This is a genomic window from Dietzia sp. CH92, assembly GCF_032248695.1.
GTDB lineage: Bacteria > Actinomycetota > Actinomycetes > Mycobacteriales > Mycobacteriaceae > Dietzia.
On record NZ_JAVHXC010000002.1, the window covers coordinates 438,874 to 451,674 of the forward strand.

At 72.6% G+C, this 12,801-nt stretch carries 11 protein-coding genes; 5 read left to right on the top strand and 6 right to left on the bottom strand.

Annotated elements, in window-relative coordinates; translation table 11 throughout:
• Positions 1 to 146 precede the first annotated feature (146 nt).
• Positions 147 to 1,757 (top strand): ABC transporter substrate-binding protein, encoded by a 1,611-nt coding sequence (locus RWK90_RS05445; protein ID WP_314035548.1) that lies wholly within the window; start codon positions 147 to 149, stop codon positions 1,755 to 1,757.
• Positions 1,758 to 2,424: 667 nt separating this feature from the next.
• Here the strand turns inward: RWK90_RS05445 and RWK90_RS05450 are convergent.
• The 4 genes from RWK90_RS05450 to RWK90_RS05465 all read right to left on the bottom strand — a co-directional run bounded on the left by RWK90_RS05450 (position 2,425) and on the right by RWK90_RS05465 (position 6,191).
• Positions 2,425 to 3,915, bottom strand: coding sequence for an amidase (locus RWK90_RS05450; RefSeq protein WP_314035550.1), 1,491 nt, complete (start codon positions 3,913 to 3,915; stop codon positions 2,425 to 2,427).
• 105 nt (positions 3,916 to 4,020) lie between these two features.
• Positions 4,021 to 4,881 carry an SDR family oxidoreductase gene (locus tag RWK90_RS05455; RefSeq protein ID WP_314035552.1) on the bottom strand — a complete coding sequence of 287 codons (861 nt, stop codon included), beginning with the start codon at positions 4,879 to 4,881 and terminating at the stop codon, positions 4,021 to 4,023.
• 40 nt (positions 4,882 to 4,921) lie between these two features.
• Positions 4,922 to 5,650, bottom strand: coding sequence for a sulfite exporter TauE/SafE family protein (locus RWK90_RS05460; protein ID WP_314035554.1), 729 nt, complete (start codon positions 5,648 to 5,650; stop codon positions 4,922 to 4,924).
• 64 nt (positions 5,651 to 5,714) lie between these two features.
• A complete protein-coding gene (locus RWK90_RS05465; RefSeq protein ID WP_314035556.1) occupies positions 5,715 to 6,191 on the bottom strand; it encodes a nuclear transport factor 2 family protein in 477 nt (158 codons plus the stop codon).
• A 77-nt stretch (positions 6,192 to 6,268) separates the two neighbouring features.
• Here RWK90_RS05465 and RWK90_RS05470 point away from each other — a divergent pair, with 77 nt between their 5' ends.
• A complete protein-coding gene (locus tag RWK90_RS05470) occupies positions 6,269 to 6,988 on the top strand; it encodes a helix-turn-helix domain-containing protein (RefSeq protein WP_314035558.1) in 720 nt (239 codons plus the stop codon).
• A 12-nt stretch (positions 6,989 to 7,000) separates the two neighbouring features.
• Here the strand turns inward: RWK90_RS05470 and RWK90_RS05475 are convergent, their stop codons facing one another.
• A complete protein-coding gene (locus RWK90_RS05475) occupies positions 7,001 to 8,461 on the bottom strand; it encodes a DUF4389 domain-containing protein (RefSeq protein WP_314035561.1) in 1,461 nt (486 codons plus the stop codon).
• Between the two features lie 228 nt (positions 8,462 to 8,689).
• On the opposite strand from RWK90_RS05475, the gene RWK90_RS05480 reads away from it, so the two are divergent.
• The 3 genes from RWK90_RS05480 to RWK90_RS05490 all read left to right on the top strand — a co-directional run bounded on the left by RWK90_RS05480 (position 8,690) and on the right by RWK90_RS05490 (position 10,634).
• A complete protein-coding gene (locus RWK90_RS05480; RefSeq protein WP_314035562.1) occupies positions 8,690 to 9,283 on the top strand; it encodes a 1-acyl-sn-glycerol-3-phosphate acyltransferase in 594 nt (197 codons plus the stop codon).
• Between the two features lie 62 nt (positions 9,284 to 9,345).
• Positions 9,346 to 9,738 (top strand): alternative ribosome rescue aminoacyl-tRNA hydrolase ArfB, encoded by a 393-nt coding sequence (gene arfB / locus RWK90_RS05485; protein WP_314035564.1) that lies wholly within the window; start codon positions 9,346 to 9,348, stop codon positions 9,736 to 9,738.
• Positions 9,739 to 9,845: 107 nt separating this feature from the next.
• Positions 9,846 to 10,634, top strand: a complete 789-nt coding sequence (locus tag RWK90_RS05490; protein ID WP_314035566.1) for an SDR family oxidoreductase — start codon at positions 9,846 to 9,848, stop codon at positions 10,632 to 10,634.
• Positions 10,635 to 10,694: 60 nt separating this feature from the next.
• On the opposite strand, the gene RWK90_RS05495 is transcribed toward RWK90_RS05490, so the two are convergent.
• Positions 10,695 to 12,761, bottom strand: coding sequence for a heavy metal translocating P-type ATPase (locus RWK90_RS05495; protein WP_314035568.1), 2,067 nt, complete (start codon positions 12,759 to 12,761; stop codon positions 10,695 to 10,697).
• Positions 12,762 to 12,801 lie beyond the last annotated feature (40 nt).

Genomic DNA, 12,801 nt, shown 5'->3' on the forward strand with positions numbered 1-12,801 from the left:
CTGAACCCGCCGGCGACGCCCCTCACACCACACCGTCGTGCCCCGGGCCGTCCGCCCACCGGCGAGAGCCCGGGGCTGCTTCACGCCGACATCCCCACCGGCGGTGCGCCGACCGGCCCGCCGCGTTCTCACGATCAGGAGTTCAGATGACCCGCGCCTCCCGCGCCACCAGCGCCTTGGCCGTCCTCGCCGCGACCACCCTCGCCCTCACCGCGTGCGGAGGCGGCGGTTCGGAGTCCACCGCCAACGCCTCCGGCGCCTCCGCTCCGGACCAGTCCGAGCGGTGCACCGAGGACCGGGTCGGCGGCACCATCACCATGGGCGAGTACGCGATGCTCCCCTCCTTCGCGCCCGGCCAGGGCATGTTCGGCGTCCGCGGGGCCACCGAGTCGGCGGCCGTCTACGACCGCCTCATGAAGTGGAACCCGGAGACGGCGGAGTTCGAGCCCAAGCTCGCCGAGTCGCTGGAGTCCTCCCAGAACAACACCGTCTGGACCCTCAAGCTCCGCGACGGCGTGACCTTCTCCAACGGCGACCCGCTCACCGCCGAGGACGTGGCCTTCACGATCGACCTGCACAAGGACCCCAAGACGGTCTCCAACGCGATGACCGACGCCATGCAGGTCGAGCAGGCCCGTGTCGTGGACCCCCTCACCGTGGAGTTCACCCTCGCCGAGCCGTGGGCCGGGTTCCCGATCCTGTTGGCCGGTGCCGGCGGCGAGGTCATCCCCAAGAAGGCGTACGAGGCCGCGGACCCGCAGGAGTGGGCGCGCAACCCCATCGGCGCGGGCGCGTTCACCGTCTCCGAGTACGTCCCGGACCAGCAGCTCGTGCTCGAGCCCAACCCGGACTACTACGGCGGCCCGGTCTGCCCGACCCTGAAGTTCATCCGCATCCCCGGCTCGCAGGGCACCTACGAGGCGTTCCAGACCGACGAGGTCCAGGTCGGCTTCCTGCGTGGCGCCAAGACCGTCACCGCCGCCCAGGATGCCGGTGACAAGGGCTTCGAGACCATCACCAGCGCCGGCTCGATCGTCAACCTCAACGCGGGCAACGCCGGGTACGACGGGGTCCTCACCGACGAGCGCGCCCGCCAGGCGTTCGCCAAGGCCCTGGACCGCGACCTGATCGACCAGCGCCTCACCGGCGGACTCGGCCAGCCCACCTCGGCCATCATCGCCGAGTCCTCCCGCTTCTACGACGGCCAGGAGGGCCCGCAGTTCAACGTCGAGGAGGCCACCGCGCTGCTCGACGAGGTCAAGGCCGACCGCCCCGACTGGAACGGTGAGCTCACCCTGCTCGTGGCCGACAGCCCGGAGAACATGGAGTCCGGCGTGGCCGTCAAGGCCCTGCTCGACGCCGCCGGCTTCAACGTCACCATCCAGAGCGCGCCCGTCGCCCAGGTCGTGGCCCGCCAGTTCACCGGCGACTTCGAGGCCGTCATCGGCGGTCTGTCCCCGTCGGACGCCGACCCCGCCTCGACGTTCGCCAGCGCCATGACCCCCGGCGGCTCGCTGAACATCCCGGGCGTCGACGATCCCGAGCTCACCGAGGCCGTCGCCGCGTTCAAGGCGGCCCCCGACCTCGACGCGCAGAAGGCCGCGCTCACCGAGCTGCAGGAGGTCTACAACCGCGTGGTGCCGTTCGCGGTGCTGGCCAACGCGCAGGAGTACGTCGTGGTGAACGATTCCGTCAAGGGCGTCTCCCCGACCCTGCACAGCACGATGCTCTTCGACGGCGCGTTCGTCCAGGAGTGACAGTCGCGGGGTGATCGCCTCGCGCCGGCGGCCGTCGACGCCGACAGTCGCGGGGCGATCGCTCGGCCACCGCCGAACGGCGCGGGGGCGATCGCTCCGCCACCACCGAACGGCCCCGGGGCGATCGCTCCGCCACCACCGAACGGCCCCGGATCCTGCTTCAGGGATCCGGGGCCGTTCGCCATTTCAGGGACCCGCGCTCTGCGCCTGGCCTGCCCGGCCGCGCGCATCGGGCGCCTCGGCGTACGTCGACGACCCCGCCCACCTCGCCTGACACAGCCGCCCCCGTCCATGGCGTCTCGCGCGCACCGCGGGGAGGGCGAGACGCCATGTTGGGGAGCGGCTGCAAGAAACACGTGCATCCCCGGGAGCGAGACGCCATCTTCAGGAGCGGCTGCACACCCTCCGGCGGCAGGCCCGGGGGCGAGACGCCATCTTCAGGAGCGAGACGCCCGGAACGGGAGCGAACGCGCGCGATGCCGAACGCATACGCCCACGAACCCGCCCTCCGGGCGACAGCCGCACGCGAACATGGCGTCTCGCGCGCACCGCGGGGAGGGCAAGACGCCATGTTGGGGAGCGGCTGCAGAAGACGCGCGCATCCGCGGGAGCGAGACGCCACCGCCAGGAGCGGCTGGGCGAGTCCCGCGCCGGCGCTACTCCCCTCTCACCAGCCCGCGAACCCGGGCGCCACGCGCTGCCACGGCGCGGCCGCCTCGAGCTGCCCCGACAGCCGCAGCAGCAGGTCTTCGCGCGCGTAGTCGGCGACCAGCTGCACGCCCACGGGCAGGCCGCGGTCGTCGGTGCCGAGCGGCAGCGAGATCGCGGGCTGGCCGGAGACGTTGAACATGCTCGTGCACACCGAGAACGCCGAGGACCGGGTCCACATCGTGCCCGGGTCGGTGACGTCGAGGTACCCCAGCTCCGGGGTCGCCGAGGGCAGAGTCGGCATCAACAGCACGTCCACGCCGTCCGCCCCGAACAGCTCGGCCACGCGCCAGCCGGTCAGTTGGGCGGTCTGCAGAGCCCGCGCGACATCGGGTGCCGAGTGGGTCATGGCATTGTCGAGGATCACCCGGGTCCAGGGCTCGATGTCGTCGTCGTCGAGCTCCCTTCCCAGCGCGGCGAGTCGCGCATCGATGGTGGCGCGCAGCTGGGCGCCCATGATCGCGCCGACCGCCGACATCACCTCCATCACGTCGAGCCCCAGTTCCACCTCGCGCACCTCGTGGCCCAGCTCGCCCAGGAGCGCGGCGGTGCGCTCCACGGCGGCGGTGCTGGACGCCTCGGTGGGGAACGGCCCCGGCGCCACGCGCAGCAGGCCCACCCGCAGGCGCCCGGGGTCCGCGCCCACCTCGTCGAGGAAGGGCCGCGGCGGCGTGGGGGCACCGTAGGCGTCGCCCGGGCGGTGACCGGCCACCGCGTCGAGCAGGGCCGCGCTGTCCCGCACGGTCGTTGTCAGAGCGTGGTGGTAGGACAGGGGCGACGACAACGCGTCCGGGTGCGGCCACGTCGGCACGCGGCCGCGACTCGGCTTGAGGCCGACGAGCCCGCACATGGCGGCGGGGATGCGGATCGAGCCGCCGCCGTCGGTGCCGTGGGCGACCGGGACCATGCCCGAGGCCACGGCCGCCGCCGATCCGCCGCTCGACCCGCCGGTGGAGTGGCCGGTGTCCCACGGGTTGCGGCACGGGCCGTGCAGGAGCGATTCGGTGGTGGTGGTCTTGCCCATCTCAGGCACGTTGGTCGTGCCGAGCACCACCATGCCGGCGGCCTTGTAGCGCTGGACGACCGTGCTGTCCACGTCGGCCACGACGTCGGCGAACAGCCGCGATCCGTTCGCCGCGGGCAGGCCGGCCACGTCGGTGCCGAGGGCCTTGATGACGATCGGCACGCCGCGCAGGGGGCCGTCGGGCAGGCCGGCGGCGACCTCCGCGCGCGCGGCGTCGAAGCGGGTGGCGACCATCGCGTTGAGCTGCGGGTCCAGGGCCTCGATGCGGGCGATCGCGTCCTCGAGCACCTCGGCGGCGGTGGTGGCGCCGGAGGCGATGTCGGCGGCCAGGGCGAGCGCGTCGCGGCCGGGGGCGGTCTCACCCGCGGCGGGAGTGGACCCGGTCGGGGCGGGCGCGGACCCGGTCGGGGCGGGGGTGTCGGTCATGGGGGGCCTTTCGGGAGGTGGGTGGGGGGCGGGGCGGCGCGGGATCGGGGGACGACGGCGACGACGGCGGCGGCGACAGTGACGACGACGGCGACGACGACGAGGTCAGCCCCAGCGCGACTGCCCGCCGTCGAGCGGGATGGTCGCACCGGTCAGATACGAGGCCTCGCCGGAGCAGAGCCAGGCGACGGGGCGGCCGATGTCGACGAGGGGGTCGCCCACCCGGCCGGCGGGGATGCCGGCGATGAACTCGGCGGCCTCCTCCGGGTTGTTGTCCATCCACCAGTCGAGCCCGGGGCTGTGGGCGTGGGGGGCCACGTTGAGGGCGCGGATGCCGTCGGCGGCCCATTCGTAGGCGGCGGCGCGGGTGAGGGCGCGGACGGCCTCCTTCACGGCGGCGTAGATGCCGTAGTTGGCGGCGTCCCAGCGGACGGCGGCGGAGGTGACGAGGTTGATGACGGTGCCGCCGCCGCGCTTGGCCATCTCGGGGCGGGCGAGCTTCATGAGGCTCAGGGTGACGCGGGGCCCGCCCTCGAAGGCGGTGCGGAAGTCGTCGTCGGGGTAGTCCGACAGCGGCAGCGGCATGGCCATGTTCGCGTTGTTGACGAGGATGTCCACGCCGCCGAGGCGGTCGACCGCGGTGGAGATGATGGTCTCGGGGGCGCCGTCGGCGATGATGTCGGCCGCGAGGCACTCCGCGGTGCCGCCGGCGGCGCGGATCTCCTCGGCGACGCGCTCGAGCTTGTGCAGCTTGCGGCCGACGAGCAGCACGGCGGCGCCGGACTCCGCCAGGCCGAGGGAGATGCCGCGGCCGACGCCCTGGCCCCCGCCGGTGACGATCGCGACCTTCCCGGCCAGGCGGGTCGAGGCGTCCTGCGGGGCGGCCAGGCGGGTCGAGGCGTCCTGCGGTGCGGCGTCCTGCGGCGCGGCATCCTGCGGCGCGGCGTTCTGGGGCGTGTCGGTCATGGGGTCCTCCGGGTCGCGTGGGTGGGTGTCGGGACGGCGGTCACGCCGTGACGATCGTGAGCAGGCCGGCGATCACCACGAGGGCGATCACGGCCGAGCGGAACAGGTGGGTGGGCAGGCGCCGGGCTATCGCGATGCCCACCTGGTTGGCCGCGACCCCGGCGACGATGCACGCCGCGAGCAGGGGCCACAGTCCGGGCAGGTCGATCCCCGTGCCCGACCACAGCAGCGCGAGCGAGACCAGGCTGGTGATGACGAAGTAGCCGGCGAGGTCGGCAATGAAGCCCATCGGCGGGATCCTGGCGCGGCCCAGCAGCAGGACGACGGGCGGGCCGTTGAGCGAGGTGGTGGTGGAGAAGTAGCCGCCGATCGCGCCGACCGTCGCGGTGATCGCGGCGGACGGCGGCCGGGCCGTGCGTCGGGTGGGCAGCGCCATCGCGAGGCCGCACAGGATGGTGACGGCACCGGCAGCGGGCGCGAGGTGTTGTTCCGGGAGCAGGGTGACGGTCTGCACGCCCAGCCAGGCCCCGGGCACCGACGCCGCGCCGAGGACCGCGACCCGTCGCCAGGTGATGTGCTCGCGCAGCTGCACGGTGACGCCCACGCGGGTGATGAGTGCGACGACCAGGTTCACCGTGACCGTCTCCGCCAGCCCGATACCCGCGGTGAGCATGAGCGGCGTGGCGATCAGGGAGGTGCCGAACCCGGTGGCGCCGCCGATCACCGAGGCGACGGCCACGCACACCACCGCGACGGCGATCAGGTCCACTCGTCACCGTCATGCCCCTGGGCCGCACTGCCGGCGCTGTCGTCCCGGGCGGTCCGCGCCGCCGTCACTTGCCGTCGGCGGGGGCCAGGTGGTTGTCGTTGAGCCGGAAACTGGGGACGTCCTTGAGGTTGATCTGGGCCTCGTAGGTCCGCGTGTAGCCGGTGCGGGTGATGAGCCAGCGGCCGTCGACGCGGGCGTAGGCGTCGTCGTAGAAGGCGCTGCCGAAGATGAAGGTGTCGTACTCGGGCACGATCACGCGGTCCTGCAGGTACCAGCGGCCGGTGGCGGTGTCGCCGTCGATCTCGATCTCGGGGTGGTGGGCCTGGTGCTCGGTGACGACGCCGTCGGTCATCTGCCCGCGCAGCCCCGCCACGACCTCGTCGCGGCCGGTGTAGCTCAGGCGCTTGCCGTAGGAGGCGGTGACCTCGGGGGCGAGGGTCTCGGCGAGCTCGTCCCACAGCCGGAGGTCGACGCAGCGCAGGTAGCGGTACTTGAGGGCCTTGATGGCATCGATGTCGTCGCGGCGGTCGGTGGTGGTCATGGGGGCCTTTCACACGGGTGGGGGCGCCGGGTTTCGCGCGCTCCCGTTGACTGTAGTCAAGTGTGTACAGTTCGGGAATGGAAACCGGGAACAACGCCGCCGGACGCGATCACGACGACGACGACGACGAGGCCACCGACGCCCCGTCCGGCCCGCCCGCCGGGGCGTCCGCCCGAGAGCCGGGGCAGACGCCGGCCGAGGCGACCGGGAGTGGGCGACCACCCGGTGGGGCACGTCCGTCAGGAGCTCGCCCGACGGGCCGCGACGAGGTGCGCTCGGCGGTGATGCGGGAGGCCCGTCGGCTGTTCTCGGAGCGCGGCCCGCACGTTCCGCTGCGCGACATCGCGGAGGCGGCGCAGGTGAACCTGGGCCTCATCCACCGGCACGTGGGCCGCAAGGACGCGCTGATCACGGCGGTGATGCAGGACGCGGTGCGGTTCGGCGCGGCGAGGCTGGAGGGTCTGGACGACGCCGGCGAGGCGGTGCGCGGGATGCTGCTGGGCGCCTCGGCGCATCCGGAGATCAGCCGCCTGCTGGCGTGGTTGGCGCTCGATCGCGAGGCGGCGTTCCCCCCGATGCTCGATCCGTCGCAGCGGCCCGTCGCGGAGCTGCGACGGATGACCTCTCCCCCACCGGCCGGCGACGTGGAGCTGCTGCTGGTGTTCACCGCCGTCTACGGCTGGCCGGTACTGCGTGAGGCCCTGCTCGACGCGCTGGACATCCCGGAGTCCGAGCGTGAGGGGATCGACGAGCGTCTGGCGGACCTGCTGGCCCGGGTCGTCACCGGCGGGCGCTGACCCGCCGGGCGGTCAGTCCTCTGGCCCCTGGTCCAGGCGGAACGGCGGATACTCGTCCCGCAGGAGCAGGCTGTACGACGCGACGCGGTACACCCAACGGTTGAGGCCCACGTTGAGGGCGAACAGGCCGGACGGGTAGCGACCGGTGAACAACAGCCCGATCGCGGCGATCAGCACGAGCAGCCCGAGCAGGCTGGCACTCCACGACCCCGCGTCGCTGTCCGAGACGTTGACGGCCACGATGCCGCCACCGGTGACGATGCCGATGACGAGCAGGTGCGGCAGGACCAGCAGCCACCATTTCACCAGCACCAGACCACGCGACAGGTGGCCCGGGTAGGCCACGTCGAGGTCGGCGGGATAGTCGGCCCGGCCCAGGGCGAAGGGCGGGTAGCGGTCGGTTCCGAGCACGGCGTACGCGTAGAAGCCGACCCGCCAGTGCCAGCGCATCGCGGCCACGACGAAGTCGAACCACGGCCGCGGGTAGCGGCCCGTCACCAGGATCGTCAGGCCTGCCGCCACCGTGACGACGACCACCGCGACCGACAGGACGGCCAGGACGATGTAGTGCGGGATCGCCAGCAGCCACTTGACGAGCCACAGGCCGCGTGAGACCCGGTCGTCGGGCAGCCCGGTGAGCCGCAACGGGTCGGAGCGCCCGGGGTCAGCCGCGCCGCCGCCCACGTGACCGCGGCCGACGTGCCGCCCGAGTCCCGCGGCCCCGAACAGCACCAGCGGGATGCCCAGCACGAGTGCGATGAGGCCCGAGACGAGCGGGGCCGCGGCGTCGACGAGCCCGAGGAGTTCGGTGTGCGCACCGACCTGCAGGTCGACCCAGAGCGGGCGGCCGCCGTCGGCGTTCATCACCACCACCACCCAGTTCCCCGGGCGCAGGTTGACGTCCAGAGCCTGCGCGGTGGAACCGGTGATGGCGTGTGCCCAGATCCCCTGCACGAGGGGTGGCTCCGGAGTGCGCGTCCCCGGGACCGGGCGCAGCGCCGCGTCGGGATCCTCCCCGCTCCCCCACGTCACGGGCCCCATCCCGACCCCGTCGTCCCACGGGTCGTCCCCGAGCACCGAGTGCGGCACGTCGCGGAGGTACTCGTCCACTGCGTCGGCCTCGGCGATCCCGAGGAACACCCGCTGGTCCGGGACCACCGGCGTCGCCCGGATGCGCACGGTGATCAGGTCGTCCACATCGAGACCGCCCGGGTCGACCGCCTCCCCCTCACCGAGGTCGACGGCGATGGGGCTCGTCGTGATGGCGTTGCCGACGGCGTGGAACCGCTGCGTCTCCGTGTAGAGGAACTGCCCGTCCTCCTGCGACTGCTGCGCCACGCTCAGCAGGAGCCCCACCGCACCCAGGACGAGTCCGAGCACCGTGAGGACCACGCCCGCGACGAGCACGGCCCAGTCGAGCGGGCGGGGTCGGTCGGCGGGCGGATCGGACGAGCCTGAGTCGGTGGTGCCCATTGCAGTTCCTTGGTCCGGGAGGGTCGACCCTCGCGGAGGTAGCGGAGCCGCCGTGCGTGATAACCATATAGTTATATAGCCAGCGCACGGGTATCGGTTTCATCACGACCGCCCGCGAACGCACCGCCCGCGAACGCACCGCCCGCGAGGGCACCGTGCGGCGCCTGCGGGGTGCAGGACGGGGTTCACCCGCCCGCGGGTCCCGGTCCCGTCACCTAGGGTGGCGGCGTGCCCCGTGACCTCGTCGCCCGCGCCTATTGGCGCCTCAGCCGCTGGAGCCTGTCGACCCGTCCGGGGCCGGACCGGCCGTCGATCCTCCTCGGCGCGCCACACACGTCCAACTGGGACTTCGTCCTCATGCTCGGCATCGCCTGGCGGCTGGGCATCGACGTGCGCTGGCTGGGCAAGGCGAGCTTGTTCTCCGGGTGGCGGGGGCCGCTGATGCGGGTGCTCGGCGGGATCCCGGTGGACCGTGGTGACCCGGCCCGGGTCGTGGAGGACATGGTCCGGACGGTGCACGCGGGAGAAACGTTCTGCTTGGTCATCACGCCCGACGGGACCCGCGGCGGGCACGAGCACTGGAAGTCGGGCTTCTACCGGATCGCGCGGGAGACGGGGCTGCCCGTGATCCTGGGATATGTCGACCGGACCACCATGACGACGGGACTGGGCCCGACGATCGACCTGACCGGCGACATCACGGCGGATATGGACCGCATCCGCGACTTCTACTCCGACAAGTCCGGATTCCACCCGCACAAGCGCGTCGAACCGCGGTTGGCGGTCGAAGGCCGCCCGGAGGTCGACGAGCCCGCCCCGTGAACCACCGCCACGCCCCCGGCGGCCTGCGGGTACCCCCTGGGCCCGGCGTCCCCCGAGGGCTCGTGATCCCGGCGGACGAGTTGGTCGAGCGGTTCTCGAGGTCGTCCGGGCCCGGCGGTCAGCACGTCAACACCTCCGACTCGCGCGTCCAGCTCAGCCTCGACCTGTCGACCACGACGGCCCTGGACGAGGACCAGCGCGCCCGCGTACTGCAGGCTCTCGCCGCGAGGGTGTCGGGCGGCGTCCTCACGATCACCGCGGAGGAGCACCGGTCCCAGCACCGCAATCGTGTGGCGGCGCGGGAACGCCTCGCCGACCTGCTGCGCGGGGCCCTCGCGCCTCCGGTACCCCGCCGGCCGACCCGGCCCACCCGCGGATCGCGACGACGCCGGATCCAGCACGAGCAGCGCCGCGCGGAGATCAAACGCAATCGCAGACGCCCGGACGTCGACTGACGGAATCCGGTCCTGGGCCGGCGACTCTCGGTCGAAGACGCGCGCGCCCCCTCGCCCGTCGAGTAGAACTTGTTCCAACGGATTAAGAAACCGACTTAGAGGTGGGTATGGGAACTCTCGACGGACGCGTGGCAGTGGTGACCGGGGCCGGGATGGGCATCGGCAGGGGGATCGCCGGCGCGCTCGCCCGCGAGGGCGCCTCGGTGATGGTCGCCGAGATCGACGAGGCCGCCGGTACCGGGACCGCTCGATGGCTGCGGGAGCAGTGGGGTGTCGACGCCGAGTTCGTGCCCACTGACGTCATGGTCAAGGACCAGGTTGTGGGGATGATCGACTCGACGGTGCAGCGGTTCGGCCGGCTCGACATCCTGGTGAACAACGCGTGGCGGGGTTCGGGCTTCGCACGGCTGGAGAACATGACCGACGAGAAGCTGCGGTCGGGGTTCGACATGGCCGTGATGGCCGCGTTCTGGGCGATGCAGGCCGCGCTGCCCGAGCTCGAGAAGCACGGCACGGGCCGCGTCATCAACCTGTGCTCCCTCAACGGCGTCAACGCGCACATGTACTCAGTGCAGTACAACGCGGCCAAGGAGGCCCTGCGCACGCTCACCCGTACGGCGGCGCGGGAGTGGGCGCCGCGTCAGGTGTGCTGCAACGTGATCTGCCCCGGCGCACAGAGCGAGGCCTACCGTCGCGTGGCCGAGGCGAATCCGGAGATGGCCGCCGGCATCGCCGCGGCCAACCCGATGGGCCGCGTGGGCGACCCGCTGGACGACATCGGTTCCGTCGCGGCGTTCCTCGCCGGCGATGCCAGCCGCTATCTCACCGGCAACACCCTGTTCGTCGACGGGGGCGCGCACATCAACGGCGTGCAGTGGGCGCCGGACGTCGACTGATCACGGTCGGGCCGCTCGGCGAACCGGATCCGGTGGTTCCCGGATCGACGATCCACGGCTTCACTCGCGGTCACCAGACCCACCACGGCTCGCCCCGCCGTCGCCGCCGGGCCCGACGAGCGCGTCCGGGGACAGGTCCACGCGCCGTAGGAGCTGAGCGTTCAGAGCCACCACCACCGTCGACAGGGACATGAGTACCGCCCCGACCGACATCGGCATCACCAGGCCCACCGGAGCGAGGACGCCCGCGGCGAGCGGGACCGCCAGGAGGTTGTAGCCGCCTGCCCACCACAGGTTCTGCACCATCTTCCGGTAGGCGGACTCCGACAACCCGGCGGTCGAGACCACGGCCCGCGGATCGTCGGTCGCCAGCACCACGCCGGCCGACGCGATCGCCACGTCGGTGCCCGCCCCGATCGCGATACCCACATCCGCCTGGGCCAACGCGGGCGCGTCGTTGACGCCGTCGCCGACCATCGCCACCCGCCGCCCCTCCTCCTGCAGCTGCCGGACGGTGGCCGCCTTGTCCTCGGGGCGCACGCCGGCGAAGAAGCGGTCGATACCCAACTCGCGCGACACGGACGCGGCCACGGCCTCGGCGTCTCCGGTGATCATCTGTACCTGCACACCCCGCTCGTGGAGCGCGGCCACGGCGGCTGCGGACTCGGGACGGATCTCGTCCATCAGGCGCAGCGCGCCCACGATCTCCCCGTCTACCAGAACGTGCAGGATGATCGCGCCCTGCGCGCGCCACGACTCGAGCCTGCCCGCCAGGTCGGCGGACTCCGCCAGACCCTCCTGCTGCAGCAGATACGGCCCGCCGACCTGCACCACCCGCCCGTCGGCACGCGCCCGGACCCCCACCGCCGGCGACGAGGCGAAGTCGACCGCCGGCGGCACCTCCAGCCCCCGCTCCCCCGCGGCGGACACGATCGCGCGGGCGAGCGGGTGCTCGGAGTCCGACTCCGCCGCCGCGGCCAACCGCAGCAGCTCCGCGTCCTCCCAGCCCGGGACCGTCTCCACCGCGGTGACCGAGGGCGCGCCGGTCGTCAGGGTGCCGGTCTTGTCGAACAGCACCACGTCGACCGTGCGCATACCCTCCAGCGCCAGCCGGTCGGTGACGAGCACGCCGCCGCGGGCGGCCCGCTCCGTGGCGATGGACACCACCAGCGGGATCGCCAGCCCCAGCGCGTGCGGGCACGCGATCACCAGCACCGTGATCACCCGCGCCACGACCTGCTCGGGCGTGCCGAACACCCACCACGCCAGCGCCGTGAGCACGGCGGAGACGAGCGCGTACCAGAACAGCCACGCGGCCGCCCGGTCGGCGATCCGCTGCGCCCTCGAGGACGAGTTCTGCGCCTCGTCGACCAACCGTCGGATCCCGGCGAGAGTGGTGTCCTCGCCCACCGCGGTCACTCGTATCCGCACCCCCGAGTCCGTCGCGACGGTCCCGGCCACGACCCGGTCGCCCTCGCCCCTGCGGATCGTGCGTGATTCGCCGGTGATCATCGACTCGTCCATGCTCGCCGAGCCCTGGGTGATCACGCCGTCCGCGGGGACTGCGGAGCCCGGGCGGATGATCACCTCGTCGTCGTACCCCAACTCCCCCGGTGAGACCTCCTCGACCCGGTCCCCCACCACGCGCTCCGCGCGATCCGGCAGCAATGACGCCAGCGAGTCCAACGCCGACCCCGTCTGGGCGAGCGACCGCATCTCCACCCAGTGGCCGAGCAACATGATCACCACCAGCAGCGCGAGCTCCCACCAGAACTCGAGCTCGGCGTCCACCACGCCCACCGTCGCCGCCCAGGACGCTAGGAACGCCACCGTGATCCCGAGGCTGATCAGCAGCATCATGCCCGGTTGTCGTGCGCGGATCTCGTCGATGCCGCCGGTGAGAAACGGACGGCCGCCCCAGACGTACATGACCGTGCCCAGCACCGGTGCGACCCACAGGCCCCAGCCGGTGACCTCGTACCCGAGCAGGTGACCGAACATCGGCGAGAACGCGACCGTCGGAATGCCCAGTACCAGCATGATCCGGAACAGGTGTCCGTACAGCTGCACGTGGTGCGAATGGTCATGGCCCGCGTGGTCGTGGTGAGTCGTGTACTGCTCGGTCATGGGCTGTCGGCCTTTCGTGCGCGCTGCCGCCCCGACCGTG

What these genes read in the sequence shown, in the direction of transcription:
- RWK90_RS05495 (WP_314035568.1), bottom strand. Translation starts at nt 12,761, where the DNA reads ATGACCGAGCAGTACACGACTCACCACGACCACGCGGGCCATGACCAT.
- RWK90_RS05455 (WP_314035552.1), bottom strand. Translation starts at nt 4,881, where the DNA reads ATGACCGACACGCCCCAGAACGCCGCGCCGCAGGATGCCGCGCCGCAG.
- RWK90_RS05465 (WP_314035556.1), bottom strand. Translation starts at nt 6,191, where the DNA reads ATGACCACCACCGACCGCCGCGACGACATCGATGCCATCAAGGCCCTC.
- RWK90_RS05450 (WP_314035550.1), bottom strand. Translation starts at nt 3,915, where the DNA reads ATGACCGACACCCCCGCCCCGACCGGGTCCGCGCCCGCCCCGACCGGG.
- RWK90_RS05475 (WP_314035561.1), bottom strand. Translation starts at nt 8,461, where the DNA reads ATGGGCACCACCGACTCAGGCTCGTCCGATCCGCCCGCCGACCGACCC.
- RWK90_RS05470 (WP_314035558.1), top strand. Translation starts at nt 6,269, where the DNA reads ATGGAAACCGGGAACAACGCCGCCGGACGCGATCACGACGACGACGAC.
- RWK90_RS05445 (WP_314035548.1), top strand. Translation starts at nt 147, where the DNA reads ATGACCCGCGCCTCCCGCGCCACCAGCGCCTTGGCCGTCCTCGCCGCG.
- RWK90_RS05490 (WP_314035566.1), top strand. Translation starts at nt 9,846, where the DNA reads ATGGGAACTCTCGACGGACGCGTGGCAGTGGTGACCGGGGCCGGGATG.